The sequence below is a fragment of the Petrotoga miotherma DSM 10691 genome, assembly GCF_002895605.1.
GTDB classification, from domain to species: domain Bacteria; phylum Thermotogota; class Thermotogae; order Petrotogales; family Petrotogaceae; genus Petrotoga; species Petrotoga miotherma.
This window is the reverse complement of sequence record NZ_AZRM01000040.1, coordinates 1-21,450: the sequence shown is the minus strand read 5'-3', so window position 1 is coordinate 21,450 and position 21,450 is coordinate 1. Positions and strand designations below refer to the sequence as shown.

Here is a 21,450-nt window from a genome sequence, read left to right as displayed (position 1 = left end):
GAAGGTATTAAAGTAAGAGTACATAGAAGAATCGATCCAAATGCAAAGATAAAAAATTGTACTTTCATTAAAACTCCAACAGGTAAGTACTTTGTGTCTATAACATTCCAAGTAGAAGGTTCTTACCCTGAAAGAGATATAGACTACGAAAACTCAATCGGTATGGATATGGGACTTAAAGATCTTGTCGTATTATCAGATGGAACAAAAGTTGAAGCACCTAAAGTTTTTCGTAAATACGAAAAGAAACTAAAGCATGCACAAAAGAAGCTTTCGAACAAAGTACAAGGTTCTAAGAATTGGGAAAAAGCAAAATTAGAAGTTGCTAGAATACATGAGAAAATTAAAAATATTCGAGAAGATTTTCTGCATAAACTAACGAAAGAAATCAGTGAGAACCAAGCTGATGTCTTCGTTGTGGAAACTCTCAATATAAGAGGCATGCTTAAAAATCGTAAACTATCAAAGAGTATTTCAGATGCAAGTTGGTACCAATTCAAAACATTCCTAAAATACAAAGTGGAGAGATTAGGTAAGAAAATAATCGAAATAGGAATGTTCGAACCTTCGTCTAAGACTTGTAGTGTATGTGGGTATAAGAACGAAGATTTAGAACTCTCTGATAGGGAATGGGTATGTCCTGAATGTGGAACTGTACATGATAGAGATATAAACGCTGCTATCAACATTAGGCAGTTTGGAATAGAACAGTTAGTCACTGTATAAACTGACTCTACCCCAGGGACTGGGGGAAGTAAAGCCTTTGGAGACTACAATCTAATCTTGCATTCTGTTCTGGTAGTCGATGAATTAGGAAGCTTACCTCTTTAGAGGTAAGTAGTTCACGGTAATGTCTTTAGAAACTCTAAAACTTGTGTTAGCACCCCTTGTTGAGTAGAGCAGTGGCGTAGTGGCCTTAGGTTCCCCTTGGCTGTATCCACCGTTTCCAGTTTCGTGCCCGTTTAGGTTTACCTTAACCCTATTTCCACCACCCCCTCTAAAATTCCGTACGTAGGGATTTCCCCTATACGGCTTCAAACGATAATTCTTCTCAATGCCTTCCTGTCGCCAGTTTACATTGAGCATATCTATACAGTTTTGTTGACATCTCTATTCCAGCTCTGTGTCTGGCAGATGTGTCCCTGCATAGAACTTATCGTCCAGAGCCCCTTCGCTCCGTTTCCATTACAGAAACTTCATCGCTACTATGGGCTCATCCGAGAATCCTATCCGCCTGTTGAACTTCGTTTGTTCAACTTATATCAACAGCCCTTTTTGGATAGGACTTTCCCAGCTTTGATGTTTAGTCTTTTCTGAGACGCTCTGACCCCTATACCGCAGGAGCACTCAACAAATAGTCCGTTTTTGAATTGTCGAGTGTTTCAGTCTTCCCTATGGAGCGCAGATAGGTCGACCTCCTGAATACCCTGCAAACGACTTCACGCAGGCGGGAAATTTCGGCTAGCAGTCTTCGCTTTATGCTAGGGCTTCCCAGATTGATAGACCACTGAGTCGTTCCTACTTCAATGAGCAGTCTGGCCGTTTACTTCCGAGCTTTCATACTGCCCGTTACCGTTCAGTATGTCGGATATATCTACTTGGCTGAAACGGACAAATTGCCAAGACAGGACTTTCACCTGCTAGACTAAACATTTTGCTGGCTGCACCGCCCCTTTGCCCCGATCCCCACCCTTTTAGGGAAAAGATGAGCAAAGCTCTACCCTATAACTCACCATGTAATCTAATTATATCATATATGTATGTTTTTAGGTTAATTGTTTTTTGCCTGTTAATCTAACATAGAAGATACTTTGAGCTTCTTTGTTAAAAGATAAATAAAATTCTTTTAGCGTTAATTTTTTGATTGTATAATATAAGTGTATAAAAAAGGTGCGAATATTTGCCTTTCCAGGAGGATTGGTATGGATAACAAATGGATTAGAATAAAAGGTGCGAGAGAGCATAATTTAAAAAATATAGATGTTGAGATACCTAAGAATACCCTTTCAGTCATTACCGGCTTATCAGGTTCAGGGAAATCAACTTTAGCTCTTGATACTATATATGCCGAAGGTCAAAGAAGGTATTTAGAGTCTGTTTCTTCCTATGCAAGGCAGTTTTTAGGTAATCTGAAAAAGCCCGATGTTGAATTTATCGAGGGCCTCTCTCCTTCAATTGCTATTGAACAAAAATCTGTAAGTCATAATCCAAGATCAACGGTAGGCACCATCACAGAGATTTATGATTATATTAGGGTGTTGTTTGCAAGGGTTGGTAAGGCTTACTGCCCAAAGTGTAACATCCCATTGCAAAGTTCTACTGTAGATGAAATTGTGGATAATATTTATAAAAATTTTAACGAGAATGCAAGATTGTATATCTTTGCTCCAATTGCGAAGGAAAAGAAAGGTGAGTTTAAAAAAGAACTCCATAGTATGAAGATCTCTGGCTTCAAAAGGGTAGAAGTTGATGGAGTGATATACGATTTAGATGAGATAGACTCACTTGAAAAAACCTACAGGCATAATATAAACCTACTTGTTGATAGAGTTAAGTTAAGAAAAGATAATTTTGAGAGAATCTTCGAAGCCGTTGAATTGTGCCTTAAAGAGGGGGATGGTTTTGTAGAAATTAGGGAAATGGATAAAGATGAGAACGTTATTTCTTCTCAATCTTATTCTGAGAATCTAGCTTGTCCCAAATGTGGTTATAGTTTTCCAGAAATTAATCCCAAATTGTTTTCATTTAATAGTCCTTATGGTGCATGTTCTGAATGCCATGGATTAGGTTTTAAGTTGGAGGTTGAACCTGAATATATATTTGATATAAACAAGTCTTTAGAAGATGGCGCTGCTTTGAACATGGGGAAAGATACTTTCATGGTGAGCATGATGAAAGATGTTGTTCGAAGTTTGGGGGAGGATCCATCAAAACCTTTAAAAAGCATGCCTTCGAAAGTTTTAAATACCTTACTGTATGGGACTGACAAAGAAATAGATTTTTCCTTTTCAAAAAGAAACGGGGATAGTTATGAGTTTACTAGGGAATTCGAGGGTATGGTGAATTGGTACGAGAGAAGGTATAAGCAAACGGATTCACGGGATATAAGGGAATGGATCGAAAGAAATTTCATGATTCAAAAGACGTGTCAAGCTTGTAACGGCAAAAGATTGAGAGAAGAGGCATTAAGCGTTAGGATCGATGGATACAATATATACGATTTGACAGAAATGCCAATTAGTGAAGTAAAACTATTCTTTGATGCCTTAAAATTGAGTGATTTTGAAATGGAAATAGCTCACGAACTTCTTAGAGAAATAAATAGAAGATTAACATTTTTGGTCGATGTAGGCCTTGATTATTTGACACTTGGAAGAAATGCTACAACGCTTTCCGGTGGAGAGTCTCAGAGGGTTAGATTGGCCACACAGATAGGATCGGGGTTGACAGGTGTGACATATGTTTTGGATGAGCCAACTATAGGGCTTCACCAAAGAGACAACGATAGGCTTATAAATACTTTGAAAAAGTTGAGAGATCTCGATAATACGGTAATAGTTGTCGAACATGACGAGAACGTTATTAGATCTTCTGATTATATAATAGATCTCGGACTTGGGGCTGGAGTCAATGGTGGAAAAGTGATTTTTCAAGGGCCTACTAATAAATTGTTGGAAAATTCTAACACGTCCCTTACGGGAAAGTATTTAAGAGGAGAAAAAAGAATAGATATACTTGATAAAAAGAGAGTTGAAAAGAACAGTAGTTTAAAGATAATCGGTGCCAAACATAATAATCTGAAAAATATCACTGTTGAGATTCCGCTGGGAAAATTTGTAGTTATAACCGGAGTTTCAGGCTCTGGTAAATCTTCGCTGATTATGGATACATTGTATCCGGCTTTGCAAAAAGAGCTTTACAATTCCAGAGTGAGACCGGGAGAATATGAAAAAATCGAAGGCTTAGAATATATAGATAGTGTGATTTCTATAGATCAAAGCCCTATTGGTAGAACTCCAAGAAGTAACCCAGCTACATATACTGGAGTATTCGATTATATTCGTGAACTGTTTGCGGCAACACCTGAGGCTAAGATTAGAGGATACGATAAGGGAAGGTTTTCCTTCAACGTTAAGGGTGGAAGGTGTGAAGCGTGTAAAGGTCATGGGGTTTTGAAGATTGAGATGCAATTTCTACCTGATGTGTATGTAACCTGTGATGTATGTAAAGGGAAAAGATACAACAAAGAGACACTAAAGGTCACTTACAAAGGTAAAAATATTTCTGATATTTTGGATATGACCGTGGATGAAGCTTTGGACTTTTTCAAGAACTTACCATTAATAAAAAATGTTCTACAACTATTGCAAGATGTGGGTTTGGGATACATAAGATTAGGTCAGCCTGCAACTACCCTTTCTGGCGGAGAAGCTCAAAGGATCAAATTAACCTCTGAGTTGAGAAAGAAATCCACTGGTAATACCGTTTATATACTAGATGAACCTACTACAGGTCTTCATTTCGAAGATATAAAGAAATTAATAAAAGTTCTTAATATCCTCGTTGAAAAGGGTAATACCGTTATAGTGATAGAACATGAGATGGATATTATAAAAAATGCGGATTATATTATAGATTTAGGACCAGAAGGCGGAGAAGACGGGGGCTATATTGTGGCTACAGGCGCCCCTGAAGAAATAGCTGAAAGTGGTACTTACACCTCTTACTATTTGCAACAAGTTTTATCAAAAGAAAGAATTTCAAAGTAGAAATAATTATGTTGTGTTTTACTATGACTATTCTTTCTTAAGCCAATTTATAGTCTGTTCTGCCACGTGTTCCTTTTCGATATCGTTTACAACCACGTGCCCGCTTTCTTCCAATATCAGAAATTCAATTTTTCCTTTAATATTGTTTTCTATGATTTCTTTTACCGAGAAAGGGACTGCTTCGTCTTTTTTTGATAGTATTACATAAGTTTTAGATGTGACTTTTGAAAGGTTTTTAAGAGCCATTTTTTGCAGTTTGTAAAGATCTGCTGCCTTTGAGGGCCAGTCATAATTCCAGTATTGGCTAGCAAGATAAGCAAGCTTTTCGTCATCGAATGTCTGAGGATTCTTCTTTTTTATTTTCTTAACAATAAAACCAAAGAATGGAGTTAAATTTATTCTCCAATCCTTTGCCTTTAGTGCAGGAGCAGCTAAAACAATTTTTTCTGGATGGAATTTACTTGCTAAGATAGTTGTTAATAAACCTCCCATGGAAAGACCTAAAATATAGACTTTTTCGTGGTAGGCTTTTAAGTCAAGGTAAGAATCTATTGATTTTCTGAGCCAATCTCTCCAATTAGAGTTTAAAAAATCGTTGGAATTGGTTCCGTGTCCCGGGAGTCTGGGTATGTATATAGAAAAACCAGATTTGTGGATCTGTCTACCTATGTAATACATATCATGGGGAGAACCCGTGTAACCATGTAGAATCAACACGGCAACATTTGAATCACTTTTTAAATAGAGTTCCTTTGATATTGGAGAGACATATGTGTTTGTTGGTATCTTATCGAAGAAATTCAATATATGAGCCCCCTTCAAAGTTTGACAATTATCAGCTATTCTGGAATTGTAGCCTATAAAGGTCATAGTAAATTCCGTGGTTGTTGATAAGTTCTTCATGACTTCCTTCTTCAACAACTAAACCTTTATGTACAACTATTATTCTGTTAGAGCTTTTTACGGTCGAAAGTCTGTGAGCAATGGAAATTATAGTTGAACGTTCAGATATTTTATTTAGAGCTTGTTGTATTAAATATTCTGTTTCCACATCTACATTAGCTGTTGCTTCGTCTAAAATTATGACTTTTGAATTAAAAAGTACCGCTCTAGTTAAGGCTACTAACTGTCTTTCACCAGATGATAAAGTTCCACCTCTTTCTGTGATGACGGTATAGTAATTTTGAGGTAAACGTGAAATAATTTCATCCGCGTATACGGATTTTGCAACCTTTTTTACTTCTTCATCAGGAATGTTTTGATTAAATAATCTCATATTATCCAAAATAGTTCCAGAGAACAAGAATACGTCCTGAGGTACTACAGCAATTTTTTTGCGTAATTCGTTGAGATCGTATTCATATAATTCTTTATCGTCTAATAGTATTTTACCACTTTGATATTTGTAAAGACCACTTATCAATTTAATTATTGTAGTTTTTCCTGAACCTGTTTCCCCAACTATGGCTACTCTTTCGTTAGGATTTATCTTGAAATTTACGCCTTTTAAGACTTCTGTATTTCCATCGTACGAGAATTTAACGTTTTGAAATTCAACTTTGCCCTCTTGAATACTTGTATATTTTTTCCTTCCAAAATCTTCCTGTTCTTGATCGAATATCTTAAAAATTTTTCCAGCTGATGCGAATGCATTCTGCATTATGTCATATTTTTCTGCCAGGTCGAACAGAGGTCTAAAGAACATATCTACATAAGAAGTGAAGGCATAGATAGTTCCAAAGGTTGTCTGCCCATCAGTTAATAACAAAGAACCAAACCAAAGTAAAACACTGATTGTAAAATACTGTAAAAGACTCATTAAAGGTCTAAAGATTGCAAATACGTGCAATTGCTGCACATTTGCACGATATACCTTGGTACTCATATAGTCGAATTCCTTTTTCTTTCTCTCTTCTTGGTTGAATAATCTTGTAACATTGCTTCCAGATAGATTTTCGGCTAAGTAGGAATTTAGAGCCGATATTCTGGTTCTAACCTTGTCGTAAGCCTTTCTATCAAAATGCCTGAATAAAACAACTGAAACAACGATAACTGGGAACATAGACATCGTATATAGGCTCAGTTTGAAGTCTAACACCATCATTAAAATGATTACACCAGTTATTATAGCTATATCTTTGAGCAAACTTGTCACAACCTCACTGAAGAAATCTGAAAGATTCTGGGTGTCATTAACCACACGTGTTGTAACTTTGCCCGGGGGATTTTTTTCAAAAAATGTATATTTGAGTTTTAATATATGACCAAATAAATCTTTCCTCAGATGAAAAATAACCTTTTGACCAACTAAATTAGCAAAGAAAACTTGACCGTAATTTAAGATAAATTGTCCCATAAGTACTGATATAAAAATTAGGCTAAACACATGGATTTTTCGATAGGCTGCGTCAAAGTATTGGGAATACTGCTCCCCTGAGACTTGTATTCTTTCACCTGTTTGATTGTTAACCATATAATAATTGTTGTCTCTTTTCTCTAGATTATAGGCTCCGTTTTCCTGTTCAATAAATTGCAATTCACTCCCAGGGACCATATCAAATGAATACTCTACATTTATTACGTTATCAATCCCGTATCGTATAAAAATAGGTAAGGATAGCTCTATTATCGTTGCTATTGCCAAAGTTAAAAAGGTCAAAAATAGTAATAACTTGTACTTCTTTATGTACACCCACAACCTCATGAAGGTTTTGAGATCGCCTTCGCTTTTTTCTTTTTCTTCTAAAAATATTTCTTCATGAACTGAAGCCATTGCTCTACTCCTCCAAATTTTTTTCTATTAATTGTTTCATGTACATCGAATAGTAAATACCTTCTCGTGAGATCAACTGATTGTGACTACCGTTTTCAACGATTTGACCATCATCGAATACATAAATCTGGTCGGCATTTTTAACCGCCTTGAGCCTGTGAGATATAACGACGATTGTTTTGCCTTTTGCTTGTTGCCTAAGTGTTTTGATAATTTCTTCCTCCGTTTCGGTATCCACAGCGGAAAGACAATCGTCTAATATTATCATTTTTGATCTTTTAGCTAGAGCCCTCGCTATGGTAACCCTTTGCCTTTGACCACCTGAAAGTGTAGCCCCTCTTTCTCCCACTATTGTGTCATATTTATTTTCAAAGCTCATTATATCATCATGTACATGAGAAAGTTTTGCAAATTCTTCCACTTTATCTTCTATTTTTTCATCGGAAAAGGCTATATTTTCTCTTATCGTCATTGAAAATAAGAAACTATCTTGTGGTACATACGAGACATTGTCTCTTATAAATTCACCGTTTACATCGTTTATATCTTTTCCGTCCAAAAATATTTGTCCTCTTTCAACTGGGTATAGTTTAACAAGGAGTTTTGCTAATGTAGATTTTCCTGAACCTATTCTTCCAACAAAGGCTACCATTTCTCCAGGGTTTATATTCATGTTTACATCGTTCAAAACCACCCTTTGTGAACCTGGATATTTGAACGTTAGATGGTTGATTTGATAGTGGCCCTGGAACTCGAAATCTTTTCTTGGAGGTTCTTTTATTGAATTTTTTTGTTCTAAAACTTCGTTAACCCTTCTTAAAGAGGCTCTTCCTCTTTGTATTAGGTTGATTAAATTTCCAACCGCCATCATTGGCCATATCAACATTCCTATATATTGGTTTGTCATTATGAAGTCTCCAAGGGTTATCTGGTTGTTTATTACCATTGGTCCACCAAAATTGAAAACAAAGATAGTTGCTAATTGTCCTACTAACATAGCTAAAGGAAACATCAATCCCCAAACTTTTACCAAGCGGATGTAAGAATTATAGAACTCTTGAGACTTAGTGTCAAATATCTCTTGCATCGTGTCATAGTTTGAATACAACTTTACAACATCCACACCAGAGACATTTTCTTCGGTTATATTTGATAACTCCGAAGTTTTTTCTTGTAATTCTCTGAACCTTCTGTGGATGAATCTCCCAAAAAAGAGTGATATAATTGCTATTAAAGGAAGCGGTAGTACCGAAATAAAAGTCAATCTCCAATTCACGAAAGTACCCATTGCGAATAAAGTTAAAGTTGTCATTGTTATAGTATCAACAAGCATTATAACCGACATCCCCATCATACGTCTTAACATCAAAACATCAGAAGTGAACCTAGTCATCAAATCCCCCGTTCTCCATTTGTCAAAAAAATCTTGGTCCAAGCCTATGATATGATTGAACATTTTTTTCCAACTTTTATACTCAAAAAGTCTGGCGGCACCAATAATTGAAATCCTCCAAAAAACTCTCCCAATACCCAATCCTAAAGCTAACATGATTATTCCAAATACCAACGTTTTAACTTGGTTAAGGTTTGGGGATTGAGTATTTAGTATATCTACTATGCTTCCAATTTGTCTTGGAATAAACAGCTGAATGATATCAACGGTGATAAGGAAAAGAATACCGATGAGGTATCTCCACCAGTATTTTTTAATAAATTCTTTGATCAAAAGATTCACCTACCCCAAAAATTGATTAGTATTCCTAACAAAATTATATCACGTGATTCAAGGAATATCAATTATTTTTGTCGAAAAAATATAATAGAACTTAAAAAATAATAAGATGATGGGTTGCAAAATGGGGCGATAAAACTTTTTATCCTTATGGGTGGGTAGCGGCGCAAAGGAAAGCTAACTATTTATTTTTAGAGGTGATTTTTATGTTTGAAAGTTACGATAATGTTTACAACTTTTGGTTTGAAAATGGTGCAAGTTCTGTTACATTTTTGGAACACGACGATGGCTTGATAGCCTTTGATAGTTCCCTTTATCCAAAAAAGTTTGAAAATATGGTGAAAATAGTTGAAGAACGGACTTCAAAAAAATTAAAAAAAGTTTTTTTTACTCATTTTCACCCTGATCACACCTTTGGAGCTGTTTTTAGCAAACGTAAATTTGATCTATATATGAACAAAAAAACATTGGACTTTCTTAATACCTTGGATACCACGTTTTTAAAAGAAAGTTCAAAGGTAGCAGAGTACAACTTCAACAATTTCAAAGAGGCTTTAAAAGAAAAAGACATCGTCATTTTTGAGAATTCTATTTTTCTTTTTTTAAAAGATCAAATTTTATCATCGGAAAATATTGGCGGACATACTTTAGATTCAACAATTTATATCCTAAAACCACAAGGATATCTAATAAGTGGTGATCTCGTATTTTCTAAGGTGCATGCTGAAATACTCAATTCCAATGTTGACCAGTGGATATCCAGATTAAATAGCTTATCTTCCTTAGATATAAAAATGGTTTTTCCAGGGCATGGGAAACCAGAAAGTAAAAAGCTTTTGAGAGAACAATTGAGCTATTTGAAAAGAAAGAAAAGCGGGGAGGATATGGAAAAAAGGTACGCAGATTATTCCTTGCCAGATTTAGCTCATTTATAGTGAAACTAAGAAGATTTTAGTATTTTATTTAATTCTGCATCTGCTTCTTCATCAGGCAGAGATTTAATTTCTTTGATTTCTATTATGATCCTTTTATTCTCCTCGGAATTCAAAATCTCTAACTTTTCTAAAATCTTTATATTTTCATAAGGTTTAAAATAGTAAATATTGAATTTGGTAAAGTCTATATTAAGCAATCTTAAGAAATTTCTGGTTTTTGGAAGGTACTGTTGAATTTCATATACCCCGTCTTCTGTCACCACTACATCAAAATTTTCCATATTAAAAAACGGTAGGAAAGATGAAAGTAAATCAGGAATAGAGGCCGTACGTATAGATATTTGATCGTATTCATCTACTTCATCACGAACGTTTGTGTAAAAAACCGTATCGAAGAGATCATAACAATAATATATATCTTTAAATAAAGATGGTTTTTCAAAGGTAAATATTATATATCTGTTATCAATGTAGCTTAATCTTCCCGCTATTTCTTTACTATTCGTTATTTGAAACTGAATATCAATAACAAATTTTAATTTTTTGTACCCCGAATAACTCTCTAAAAGGCCTTGCACGCTTGGTTGAGCAAATATATAGGTGGAAAAAACAAGCAAAGAAAAGAGTAAATATTTCTTATTTATCATTTCAGGGTTTTCATCCTTTCTCTTAACGAGACGATTTCTGTTATTCTAATTCCAAAATTCTCATCGATAACTACAACTTCGCCTCTAGCAATTAATCTTCCATTGGCGTATATGTCCAAGGGCTCCCCTGCCAATTTATTTAACTGTATCATTGAGCCTTCATGCAACTCTAAGATCTCTCTAAGATTTAATTTAGTTGATCCTAACTCAACTTTTAGTTCTAAAGGAACATCAAGCAAGAGTTCCAACTTTGATAGATCTATATTTTGGGAGATAGGTTCTTCCTTTTTTTCAAACTCACCAAATTCTACAGGTTGAACCTTAACTTTTTTCTCTTTGATCACGTTGGAATTACTTTTTTCTTGCGCATTTGAATTTGTTGAGCCTTCTTCCTTAACTTTAACCTTACCAAAAGTTTTTTCCATAAGTTCTTTAATTTTTTGAGCAAATTTCATTGGTATAAATTGCCAGAAAGTCGTTTCAGCTACTCCAGTGATTTTCACGTTGAACTTTATGGAGATAACATAAGCTTCCTTGTCGGTTTCTATCGGGGGAAATTCAATATTGGGATCAGAAAAATTCAGTACTCGACTGTTTGGTGGAGAAATATCGATATTTGTTTTTAGAAAATCCGATAAAGCAGTTGAAGCTGTGCCCATCATTTGATTCATTGCTTCAGAGACAGCGCTTAAACTAATGTCATCTAATTCTCTTTCTTCGATATTTTCTACGTCTTTTCCTAGCATTAAGTCCGCTATTATATTAGTTAAATTCAAAGGTAATACTAAAGTGTTTAAACCATACAAACCTTTTTTGTACTCTACTGTAACAACAACATTCTCCCCCTCAAAATTTGTTGTTATATTTTTAAATTTAATAATATCTGTTTGAGGATATTGGATTTCTATCTTTTTTCTTAGCAAAGTTGAAAGGGTTGTTGCCCCAGAACCCATTGTGATATTTGCAATTTCACCAATCACATCCAAAAGTGAGTCTAGTTTTTCATCTACAGTTGAGTTTTCCTCGCTTTCCTTTGGATCATCAGTGTTATTTAACCCTTTTAATAATGAATCTAATTCGTTTTGATTTAAAAATTCGTTTTCAGGCATTTCATTCATCTCCTGTTTTTTCAGTGGTTTCACTTTTTTCAGAGGAATCTTGCTTTTTTGTCTTTTTTTTCATGCTTTCTTCAACAAGAAGTCTTTCTAAAAGTTCTTTGTTTTTCTCAATGATCTTTACACTGTAAAAACCTTTACTCTTACCTACATTTACTTTGAATATAGGTCTTTCTTCAATTTCTAAATCTATTGGCTCGTCGTAAAAAGAATCTAAGCGTATTACATCACCAACTTCCATATTCAAAAAATCGTTTAAATATATCTCTGCTTTACCAAGTATAGCGGATAAATTTAACTTTGAAAGTAGCAACGTTTGTCTTAGATTTTCTTTAAATTCTTCAGTATGTCTGTACGAGGTAGTCCACATTCTTGTTGTCAATTTATCGTTCAAAGGTTCCAATGAAGAGGACGGGAAACAAAGATTTACAAAACCTTGTACATTTTTTATCGTAACAGATAGTGTTATAAGAATTGTCATCTCATTTGAAGGGGCAACTTGAACAAATTGGGGATTAGTTTCTAAATTTTCCAAATTGGCATCAAATTCCTCTATGTTTGACCAAGATTTTGATAGCATTCTCAACATAACTGCAGCTTCTTTTCTTAAAATGTTCATTTCTATCTCCGTAGGAGGCCGAATCTCTTCAAGAGTGTTCCCAGATCCCCCTAAAAGTCTGTCTATTATAACGTATCCCAAGTCTAAGCCCATTTGCAAAATAGCGCTTCCTGAAAAAGCTTCGGACGAAAAAATAACAATAAAGGTTGGTGAGTTTAATGATTTTTGGAATTCTGAGAAAGTAATTTGATCAATACTGGCATATTTAACATCGACAAACGTTCTACTTCTGCCTGAAAGATAAGTAGATAGCTCTCTCGCAAAACTTTCATGGATTAACTGGAGAGTTCTTAGTTGTTCTCTCGAAAACTTCATCGGTCTTCGAAAATCGTAGTCTTTGATTCTTCTTTCTTCTCCTTGATATTCTTCAAGAACTTCTTCGGGGGCTTCTCCAGAACTCATTGATTTTAAAATACTATCTATTTCTTCCTGTGTAAGGGTTTCATCCTCAGGCATACAAACACCTCTTTTTCATTTTGCAGCCTTGTGCAAAAAGCTTTTTTATAATAAACTATGATTTTGAACTTGGGGTTCTTAAGGGGCTTGCCCCTTGTTTGCTGTAGTATGCAAACCATGTTTTTAAGTTGATTTTCGACTTTGAACTTGGGGATCTTAAGGGGCTTGCCCCTTGTTTGCTGTAGTATGCAAACCATGTTTTTAAGTTGATTTTCGACTTTGAACTTGGGGATCTTAAGGGGCTTGCCCCTTAATGTTTCCACTTAGCGAACCATTATTGACTAGTTGTTATGGTCATTATAATCATTGTCACCTTTATAACTCCCAAACTTTCCCTTTCACCTGTAAATCCTAGCATTTCATTTATCGTGTCTTTTATTTGTTTCTTAGTTAACTCTATGCCTTGTGGTGTTGAAAGCTCACCTCTTGTTTTGTTCATAAATATCATTCGTATAGCCTCTAACACCTCTAAGCGGTTGGAAGTTATTAAATCTCTCGCCTGATTACTTCCAACATCTAACTGTAAAGAATCTATAACAGCAATGTCGTATCCTCCTTTTAACATCATAGTATATCTAGAACCTTCCATAATTAATATCACTCTAGCAGGAGTTGTGGCGGACACTTGTGAAGATTGATCAGAACTTGAAGCAACATTTGACGTCAGGATCCTCACTATAAAAAAAGACGTGATTCCTGATATTATTAAAGCGACAACTATGACTATTATTAAAGTCATTAAAAAAGATGGCTTTGATTTTTTAGTTTTTCCCTCTTCTGAAGTTATATTTTCATTCTCCAAAATCTTTCGCCTCCACTGTCTTTCTCTTATCTTACTCTTTGCCTTAGTATAAGAATATCTATTCTTCTATATTTTTGCCTTAATTCATTCAATCTTGTATTATATTCGTTTTCTAATTCTTTTTCAATTTGCTGTAACTGTGCAGAATTTATTTCTCCTTTTGTGAATTGATCTAAAGCAAAGGATTTTCGTGAATCAATTTCCGACCTTAATAGGTTAATTTCTTTCGTTATTTCACTATCTCCCAAACCAATTGGGAAGAATCTATCTGAATTGTAAAAATAATCTATATCAAATTGTCCAGAATTAATCTCAGCCATCTTTTCTACTAGCCTTCTATTTTTCAATTCTGTGGTAAAAAAACTAACTACACTTGCCGCTCTAGCTGCACTCAAATGCCAATTAGAAGGATATAAACTCGAAGGTAAAATTGGCCTGTCATCCGTAAAACCATAAACTTCAATCGCATTAGATGTGTGTTCTAATATTATCGTACCTATCCTATACAACAGCTCTTTCGCTTCGGCGGTTAATTCAGCGCTCCCTGTTCTAAAAAAGGCAATATCTTTCATAGATATTATCGTCCCTTTATCCGTTTCCTCAATAGTAATTTTCCCTTTATACCTTTCATCTTCTATAATTTTTAATAATTCTTGCCTAATTCCAGGATTAGAAGTAATCAAAGGTTCTTCGGAAATACTTCTGCCTCCAACTAGTACCCCAACAGGTTGACCTTCGAATACACTTTGTAAACTAACAACCGCCTGTTGAAATTTTCCAGGTGATATAGTTGCCATAGAAAACAATGCGATAAACATTGTTAACAACAGTGTAGTCATATCGCTGAAAGTTTGCATCCATGGGGCTTCACCTTTTTTCTCTCTTTTCTTTCTAGGCATAAAATATCACCTCTAAATTACAAAACAGCTTCACCTTTTTCTGCCTCATAGGCACGTCTTTCTTCTTCACTGAGAAATGCCTTTAGTTTTTCTTCCATCAAATGTGGATTTTCACCTTGTACTATCGACAATATACCTTCTAACATCATTCGCATTTGGTTGATATTTTTATCCACCCTTTTTTTTAATTTTTCAGCAGGTGGGAGAGCGATGGTGTTTGCAATAAGAGCACCGTATAACGTTGTAATAAGGGCGAGAGACATTCTCGGTCCAATAGTTGTTGGATCACTAAGAGTATCTAACAACAAAACCAATCCTATCAAAGTTCCTATCATACCAAAGGCTGGAGCCATAGCTCCCCAAGTGTCCAAAACTGAGATCTTATCTTCTTCAGTTTCTTGGTACATGTCCATTTTCACTTCTAATATCTTTTTTATCTCTTCTGGATCCGTACCATCAACGGCGGCTCTCAAACCATCTCTTAAAAATTCACTTTGAACACTGGGTAAATCTTCTTCTAAAGATATCATACCATCCCGTCTTGCTTTTTCAGAAAACGAGTATAAGGTCCTCAATGTTTCAAGGTTGTCTATCTTAGGATTTTTGAGGGCTTCAATGATAATGTTAAACATTTTAAAAGACCTTGAACTTGGATGGGCGATGAATGTTGCACCAATAGATCCCAACACAGTTATAAAAAAAGAAGGTATATCTAGTAAAGTTGTAAATTCACTCCCTGCACCTACTACTAGTGCAACTATCGCTAAAGATAAACCGATTATTGTCGATATATCCACAACTATCCCACCTCTTGTTTTGCACTATTCCAATTATAAAAAGTTTGCTCAAAAATAATACATACTTTATTTGCCAAAAATTTCCTTATTTAATTCTACCACTTTTTTCTTAACTTCTTCAATACTTTCTTTAACGACGTAAACATGACCGTTCATCATCGTTATGGTCGTATCAGGATGACACTCTATCTTTTCAATTTGATAAGGGTTTATATAAAATTCTTCATCGTTCAATTTTGTGAGTTTAATCATCTTAACCTCCAAAGATTGTTCACTTTAGAAACTCTAAAACCCGTTTTAGCGCCCCTTTACCCCGCAGCCCACCCCCATAAAGAGCATAATTATCTCTTGATGTTTACAAGTTCGTTAAGGATCGCATCTGCGGTAGTTATACTTCTTGAATTTGCTTGGAATCCTCTTTGAGCTATGATCATGTTGGTGAATTCTTCCGCTAAATCCACATTCGACATTTCTAAAGCCCCTGGATTAATACTTCCCCTTCCTCCAACACCAGAGACACCTATTTGTGGAAGTCCACTGTTTGAGCTCAAAGCGTACATAGAGTTACCCGTAGCTGATAAACCTTCAGGATTGTTAAAAGTGGCTAAAGCTACTTGCCCCAAGGGGGCGGTTAAACCGTTTGTGAAAGATCCTATAATCTGTCCATTGGTGTTTATAGCAAAAGATTCTAAGGTTCCTTGAGCGTTTCCATCTTGTTCGGTAACCGCTATGGAATTTTCTGCAAAAAATTGAGAAAGTTCTTGAAAATTAATCGAAACGTTAACAGGGCCTGCACCAGCTGCTGATTGAGGGTCCACGCTTGGATCTAAAGCAGCTCCCAGCTCAGCTGGGTCGAACCAGAAACCCGTTGCTCCATCGTCACCATCTCCGATAGTTTGATCTATGGTACCGTCATCGTTGATTTTCCATTGAGTTGCGGCTATGTTGCCGTTTGCGTCGAAGGCTATTACTCCTTCGGCGGAATCATCGAGTAATTGACCATCAGCGGTACTTTTATACAAAGGGGTGCCATCTTCTAACTCTGCCTTCCAATACCAAGTGTTAGCATCTATTTTTGTAAATTTTAAATAGACATTATAAGGGTTACCTAGAGAATCGTATACTACTGTCGATGTGGTTACAGATGGACTGATATAGTTGGCTTCTGAAAAGTTGGTGGGGTTGTTGAGATCGGTGAATCTAATCTCTCCTCCTGAAGGTGGTTGAATCATCTCTCTGACAGATTGTAAGTCTGCAAAAGACTGAGAAGCATTGATAATATCAGTATCAGAACTGGTTAAACGTAACCCTGTGAGGGTATAATTTCCCTGCGTAATTCCGTCTGACAGTAATTCGTTGAATTCAGCAACTGTATTTCCAGTCGGAGCTCCGTTAAAACTTACTAGTGTACCTTCGATATTCAAACTTATTGTTGGATCTCCGGAAGCATCAAATTCAATATCAATATTTTGCGGATCATAATAAACCGTTTCCCCCGCCGTATCTGTAACTCTAATGCTTCCTGTAAGGGTTGCAGGGGTACCAGATGTAGTTACAGTAACAGGATCACCGTTAGTATCCACTATTTCACCGTTTATGTCGTATATAGAAATCTTATTTTCTGCTAAAGGATCTCCGTCTTCATCGTAATTAATCCAACTAATTACATTTCCTGTATCGTCAAGCTCTACTTTTCCACTAATTTGGGTAGTTGGAGTAAGAGGGTCACCAGAACTATCGTAGAGTGCAAAATTATAATCAGAACCAACTACGCTTGCAGTCCAATTATAAACATTTTTATCTTTGTTTTCTTCGCTCATATCCCTTTTGAAAGAGAATTTGACAGGTATATTTTCACCTGTGGTACTCTTAACCACAATTGTTGTGTCCTGAATACCCGCACCTGCGTTTAAATTATGTGCAAGTCTTACAAAGGAGGTTTGTTTTGCCGCCATTACTTGTCCACTAGATACTTGGATATCTCCTATAGGATCGTTGGTGTCAATGACTCTATTTCCTTCTTGATCGATTTTTGCTGTCCAACCTTGTAATTTCATACCAGATGCAGGATCTACAAAGAATCCGTTGTAATCTCTAGTGAAGTTGCCAGCACGTGTGTAGTATTGACCTGTTCCATCTGAGAGTATAAAAAAACCTTCCCCTTGGATCATAAGATCGGTGGCTTTACCTGTAGACATAGGAGAACCTTGTGTCATTAATTTGTCTATAGAAGCTAATTGAGAACCTAACCCAATTTGCATAGGATTTGTTCCACCCAGTTGGTTTTGTGGTGCGTTCCCGGCACTTAATGTTTGAAAAAGAGTCGTCTGAAATGTCGCCCTTGAACCTTTGTAACCTACGGTATTAACGTTAGCGATATTGTTTGCAACTATGTCGAGTTGATCCTGAAAGTTCCTTAAACCTGTGATTCCAGAGTACATTGATCTGAGCATATTATACTCCTCCTATCTAGATCGTATTGATAATAAGAATTTAGGCGCTAATCTCATTTACTACCGAATAAGGATACATTTCACCGTTGATAAGTAGGTAAAGTTCGTTGTCTAAGAACTTCACCGCTTCGACAGTTCCACTTTTTACACCAGAGTTTGAAACCATTTGGCCATTTTCTACGGTGTAAATCCCATAGAGATATTCTCCATCAGGCATCATAGTTCCATCGTTGTTTCTTCCGCTCCAAACATATGAGTGTAACCCTGCTTCCTGCACACCCAAATCTTCTGTGTAAACTACTTGTCCCTTTGAATCATAAATCTCTAAATATACTTGGGAGCTGTTGTCTAATCCATAGTTTAATCCTTCTGCTACCCCACTTTGCAAGACAATCGTGTTGTCATTCACCACAACGGTTTTTCCTATCAAGCTTGCAGCTTGCAATTTATTGAGCGACATTTGGGAGTTAACCATTTCTTGAATTGCCTGGCTCATATTGGTTATTTGTTCAGTGGAAGATAGTTGAGAAAGCTGAGCTACAAGATCTTTGTTCTCCATCGGTTGAGTCGGATCCTGGTTTTGTAATTCTGTAACCAGCAGTTCTAAAAAAGCTTCTTTGTCTAATTCTTTTTTGATTTCTCTGTCCTTTTTTGCATCATATGTACTTTGATATATAGAATCCATCGATACTGAGTTAAGCATTCAAATCACTCCTTAAATAATCATCAAAGGTGTAGTAGGTGCCTTCTTCTGGCTGATCGTCATTCTGGTTATCTTCATTGTATTTTTTCTGCTCTTGCTCTTGTTGCTGTTGTTGATTTTGATCGGCTAAATAATGTTCTTCTTGTGTGACATTCACTTTTATATTGATGGGTTGGTATCCTTCATCCCTTAAATTTCCAACTAAAGACTGTAATGTTTTTGATATAATATTTTTTGCATTTTCTGTTTCCGTTGATATATTAACAGTTACAGCTTGCCCGTTTTTTAAGATTTGAATATCAACTTTTCCTAAGTCTGGAGGAGATATTTTGACTGAGAAACTTTCGTTTAGAAAAGTTTGAGTGTTTTTAGAAATAATTACTTCCTTTATTTGAGCGTTTAAATCTTTTAGATTAGTTGTAGGGATACCGTCTCGTATATTATTTTTGTTGATTTGTAGGGATTTTAAATCTATTTCATTAGTGCTTGGATTGGTTTTTAATTGTTCGATATCTAAATTCTTGCTGACGTCTCCTAAATTACTGGATGGTGTAAGTTTTACTGTATTATCTTTTTGTAATTCAGAGTTTTTATCTTTATTTATATTGCTTTCTCTGGTTTCATAAGGGTCTAAATACACATTCTTACCGAAGTTGTTTTTTGTATTTAAAAGATCCGCTTTTGAATCAAATTGTTTTGATTTTATAGAATCATTATTCTCATTTTTATTATTCTTTATTTCATTGGTGTTTCCCTTAATCAAGGAATTGTTTATGAGATTTGTTTCTTCAATTATGCTTGATAAAGAGTTTCCCGTCTTTGAATTATTGGTGTTAATTATATCCATAGCAGTTTTAATTATATTTAATTCGTCAGGTGTAAATTCTGTTTTAAAAGATGAGAGTATTTTTTGTGCTTGCTCTAATGTATTTGTTTCATTTTTGTTTTCTACGTTTTTTGAGCTTTCTTCCATTGTAGATAATAATTTTTGAATATCAGGATCAACAATCTGATTGGTTTCTTTTGAACCTTTTGAATGGAGGTTGTTTTGTAACATAGTGGAGGGACTTTCCTCAGTTATTTCACTATTACTAGCCTTATTTTCTTTCATGATAATGTTAAATGCTTTTTGTAGTACCTCTTTGTCTTCTTCTGTAAGTTGTGTTTTAGAGGAGGATAATATTTTTTGAGCTTGCTCTAGTGTATTAATTTCATTTTTGTTTTTTGTTCTTTTTAAGCTTTCTTCTATTCTAGATAATAATTTTTGGATATCAGAGTTGACAATCTGATTGGCTTCTTGTGAACCTTTTGAATGGAGGCTGTTTTGTAACATAATATTGGGACTTTCTTCTATGGAATTAGAATACTTGATTAAACCTTCTAGAGGTATTTCACTATTACTACCCTTTCTTTCTTTTATAATAATGCTAAAAGCTTTTTGTAATACCTCTATGTCATCATCTGTAAACTCCGTTTTAGAGGAGGATAATATTTTTTGAGCTTGAATTAATAATTCCTTTTCATTGATGTCTTTAGTGTTTTTAGTAAAAGTTTCTATGAGTAAGAGTAATTGATCGACGTTCAATTGAATCTTTTTGTTTTTTTTAGTGTTTGAAATTATTAAATCTTTCGAATCAATCGTATTCAGTGTGATCGATGACTTATTATTTGTTTTTTCGTCGGTTTTAATTAAAAGTTTGATAGAATCGTTGTTTTTATCATTATTTATCACTTCTTTTTCAGGCATAGGAGAGTTTTTAAAACCAAGACTTTCTTCTTCTATGTTGCTAAAAATATCTTGAAGTTTTTGATCGAAGGATTCTATTTTAGCATTAGAGGCATTCGCAGTAAAATGATTAATGTTTTTTGATTTAGGTAAATTTGTTATAAGATCAGTTAAGGCAATATTCAAAATTATTCGCTCCTTTTTTCTCCCGTTTTGGCAATTACTTCAGCAGCTTTTTGTGGGTTAACAAGCGCAAGGGCTTGCAGTATTTCAGCGGCTGATTTTGATTCAAGGGTTGCAAGTGCATCAACTAGTAATTCCACACTTACTTCTTCTCTACTTAAAGCATTGGCAATTTGTTGAGGGGTTGATCTAGCGAGCCAATTGGCTAGGGTATTTATTCTTGTGTTGTAATCGTTGTATTGATCAATTTTTTGTTGATATTCTTGATTTAGCTTTTCTAATTCTTCTCTTTGAGCCATTAACTTTGTACTTTCTTGTGAAATTTGGTCTAAAAGTTTTTGTAATTCATTTTGTTCGGCAATTAATTTTTCTCTTTCGTCTAGTATAGCTTTGAGTTTGGTATCTAGCAATTCCTTTTGCAAATAGAAAGGATCTGAAATCTCTAGATATTCATAATTAGATAAATTTCTTAATCCCGGTATAAAATCGATTAAATATGCCATATAACTTCTCCAACTATTTTGAAGATTCAAATTGAGGTACGAAAGCCTATTATATTCAAAGTAGATGTAGCCAACTCCAAGCAGGAAAATAGCCACAATCAAGGAAATTAGTATAATCCTTAAAAATCTTTTTCCCGATCTTTTTTTTGGTTTTTCCTTTTGTTTATTTTGCATGGAAAATTTCCTCCTTTACACTAATATTTTTCTTTATAATGATGAGATGTTCCTAAACGCTTCGGGGTGAAACCCCTAAGAACCTAAAAAACAGTGAAATATAACCATTAAGCTCATCTTTTGCACAGATCAGCAAAAAGTATTTTAGCGCCCCTTCGCCCCGC

General features: G+C 35.1%; 17 protein-coding genes. 3 read left to right on the top strand and 14 right to left on the bottom strand.

Features of this window, described 5'->3' with window-relative positions; all coding sequences use genetic code 11:
• Both X928_RS07820 and uvrA read left to right on the top strand, forming a co-directional pair.
• On the top strand, positions 1-726 hold a 726-nt coding region (locus X928_RS07820), incomplete at its 5' end, for an RNA-guided endonuclease TnpB family protein (protein ID WP_146026654.1).
• Positions 727-1,922: 1,196 nt separating this feature from the next.
• On the top strand, positions 1,923-4,769 hold the full coding sequence (gene uvrA, locus X928_RS07810; protein ID WP_103079236.1) for an excinuclease ABC subunit UvrA: 2,847 nt from the start codon (positions 1,923-1,925) through the stop codon (positions 4,767-4,769).
• 27 nt (positions 4,770-4,796) lie between these two features.
• Here the strand turns inward: uvrA and X928_RS07805 are convergent, their stop codons facing one another.
• From X928_RS07805 to X928_RS07795, 3 genes are read right to left on the bottom strand one after another with little or no spacing between them, the layout of a single operon-like run.
• Positions 4,797-5,573, bottom strand: a complete 777-nt coding sequence (locus X928_RS07805; RefSeq protein WP_103079235.1) for an alpha/beta hydrolase — start codon at positions 5,571-5,573, stop codon at positions 4,797-4,799.
• 31 nt (positions 5,574-5,604) lie between these two features.
• Positions 5,605-7,542, bottom strand: coding sequence for an ABC transporter ATP-binding protein (locus tag X928_RS07800; protein WP_103079234.1), 1,938 nt, complete (start codon positions 7,540-7,542; stop codon positions 5,605-5,607).
• Between the two features lie 4 nt (positions 7,543-7,546).
• Positions 7,547-9,277: an ABC transporter ATP-binding protein gene (locus X928_RS07795; protein WP_245857210.1), complete on the bottom strand. Its 1,731-nt coding sequence runs from the start codon at positions 9,275-9,277 to the stop codon at positions 7,547-7,549.
• A gap of 203 nt (positions 9,278-9,480) precedes the next feature.
• Here X928_RS07795 and X928_RS07790 point away from each other — a divergent pair, with 203 nt between their 5' ends.
• Positions 9,481-10,209, top strand: coding sequence for an MBL fold metallo-hydrolase (locus X928_RS07790; protein WP_103079232.1), 729 nt, complete (start codon positions 9,481-9,483; stop codon positions 10,207-10,209).
• A gap of 5 nt (positions 10,210-10,214) precedes the next feature.
• Here the strand turns inward: X928_RS07790 and X928_RS07785 are convergent, their stop codons facing one another.
• The 11 genes from X928_RS07785 to X928_RS07735 form a co-directional block, all read right to left on the bottom strand.
• Positions 10,215-10,856: a hypothetical protein gene (locus X928_RS07785; RefSeq protein ID WP_103079231.1), complete on the bottom strand. Its 642-nt coding sequence runs from the start codon at positions 10,854-10,856 to the stop codon at positions 10,215-10,217.
• On the bottom strand, positions 10,853-11,965 hold the full coding sequence (gene fliY, locus X928_RS07780) for a flagellar motor switch phosphatase FliY (protein ID WP_103079230.1): 1,113 nt from the start codon (positions 11,963-11,965) through the stop codon (positions 10,853-10,855). Before fliY ends, X928_RS07785 begins: the two co-directional genes overlap by 4 nt.
• Position 11,966: 1 nt before the next feature.
• On the bottom strand, positions 11,967-13,046 hold the full coding sequence (gene fliM / locus X928_RS07775) for a flagellar motor switch protein FliM (RefSeq protein ID WP_103079229.1): 1,080 nt from the start codon (positions 13,044-13,046) through the stop codon (positions 11,967-11,969).
• Positions 13,047-13,320: 274 nt separating this feature from the next.
• Positions 13,321-13,848, bottom strand: a complete 528-nt coding sequence (locus X928_RS07770; RefSeq protein ID WP_103079228.1) for a flagellar basal body-associated FliL family protein — start codon at positions 13,846-13,848, stop codon at positions 13,321-13,323.
• Positions 13,849-13,874: 26 nt separating this feature from the next.
• Positions 13,875-14,747 (bottom strand): OmpA/MotB family protein, encoded by an 873-nt coding sequence (locus X928_RS07765; RefSeq protein ID WP_103079227.1) that lies wholly within the window; start codon positions 14,745-14,747, stop codon positions 13,875-13,877.
• 17 nt (positions 14,748-14,764) lie between these two features.
• The gene (locus tag X928_RS07760; RefSeq protein WP_103079226.1) at positions 14,765-15,544 is read right to left on the bottom strand and encodes a motility protein A; all 780 of its coding nucleotides are present in this window, start codon (positions 15,542-15,544) and stop codon (positions 14,765-14,767) included.
• Between the two features lie 66 nt (positions 15,545-15,610).
• Positions 15,611-15,796, bottom strand: a complete 186-nt coding sequence (locus X928_RS07755) for a flagellar FlbD family protein (protein ID WP_103079225.1) — start codon at positions 15,794-15,796, stop codon at positions 15,611-15,613.
• 89 nt (positions 15,797-15,885) lie between these two features.
• Positions 15,886-17,997, bottom strand: coding sequence for a flagellar hook protein FlgE (locus X928_RS07750; RefSeq protein WP_103079224.1), 2,112 nt, complete (start codon positions 17,995-17,997; stop codon positions 15,886-15,888).
• A 40-nt stretch (positions 17,998-18,037) separates the two neighbouring features.
• Positions 18,038-18,700 carry a flagellar hook assembly protein FlgD gene (locus X928_RS07745; RefSeq protein WP_103079223.1) on the bottom strand — a complete coding sequence of 221 codons (663 nt, stop codon included), beginning with the start codon at positions 18,698-18,700 and terminating at the stop codon, positions 18,038-18,040.
• A complete protein-coding gene (gene fliK, locus X928_RS07740; protein ID WP_103079222.1) occupies positions 18,693-20,612 on the bottom strand; it encodes a flagellar hook-length control protein FliK in 1,920 nt (639 codons plus the stop codon). Before fliK ends, X928_RS07745 begins: the two co-directional genes overlap by 8 nt.
• 2 nt (positions 20,613-20,614) lie before the next feature.
• Positions 20,615-21,286 carry a hypothetical protein gene (locus tag X928_RS07735; RefSeq protein WP_103079221.1) on the bottom strand — a complete coding sequence of 224 codons (672 nt, stop codon included), beginning with the start codon at positions 21,284-21,286 and terminating at the stop codon, positions 20,615-20,617.
• Positions 21,287-21,450 lie beyond the last annotated feature (164 nt).